The 976-nt window shown below is 49.6% G+C and carries 1 protein-coding gene; it reads right to left on the bottom strand.

All coding sequences use genetic code 11. The features are described from left to right. The coding region (locus tag ACYVTD_RS14035; protein ID WP_461248344.1) for a class II fructose-bisphosphate aldolase at positions 1-935 on the bottom strand (935 nt) is incomplete at its 3' end. Between the last annotated feature and the right edge of the window lie 41 nt (positions 936-976).

The raw sequence follows: 976 nt of genomic DNA, 5'->3' as shown, positions 1-976 counted from the left end.
TCCCTAGCAGGGCCTAAGTACTTGCGGGGATCAAACTCATCGGGTTTTTCTATAAAAACCTTGCGGATCATGGCCGTCATAGCGAGCCGTCCGTCGGAGTCGATGTTGATTTTGCAGACCGCGCTTTTCGCGGCTTCGCGGAGCTGTTCTTCCGGAATGCCCACTGAGTCCGCCAGCTTGCCGCCGTATTTTTCGATCATCTGCACGTATTTAACAGGCACGGAAGAAGAACCGTGAAGTACAATCGGGAAGCCAGGAATCTGCTTTTCAATTTCTTTAAGGATGTCGAAGCGCAACGGGGGAGGGATAAGTATCCCGTCGGGCGTCCTTGTGCACTGTTCGGGTTTGAACTTCATGCGCCCGTGGCTTGTGCCGATTGAAATCGCCAATGAATCGACTTTTGTCTTGCCGACGAAATCAATGACTTCGGAAGGCTGGGTGTAATGGCTGTGTTCGGCTGAAACGTCGTCCTCGACTCCCGCCAGAACTCCAAGCTCGCCTTCTACGGTTACGTAATCTTTTTGGGAATGCGCGAAATCGCAGACCTTTTTTGTAAGGGCGACGTTTTCGTCGTAAGGAAGATGCGACCCGTCTATCATTACGGAAGAAAAACCCGTTTCGATACAGTCTTTGCAGAGTTCAAAACTGTCGCCGTGGTCAAGGTGGAGGACGATTGGAATGTCATATCCCAACTCGTGCGCGTACTCGACCGCGCCGCGCGCCATGTTTTTAAGCATGTTCTGGTTCGCGTACTTGCGCGCTCCCGATGAAACCTGCAGGATGACGGGGGATTTGGTTTCCACGCACGCCTGAATGATCGCCTGCATCTGCTCCATGTTGTTAAAATTATAAGCAGGAAGGGCGTACCCGCTTTTCACCGCTTTCTTGAAAAGTTCCTTTGTATTAACAAGGCCTAACTCTTTATAACTGGTCATATTAATCTCCTTACTTAAAAGTATTTTATATACTATATAGT

This window comes from Treponema sp. R6D11, assembly GCF_054786075.1.
Note: the sequence above shows the minus strand (reverse complement) of the source record. Positions and strands in the feature narration are given on the sequence as shown.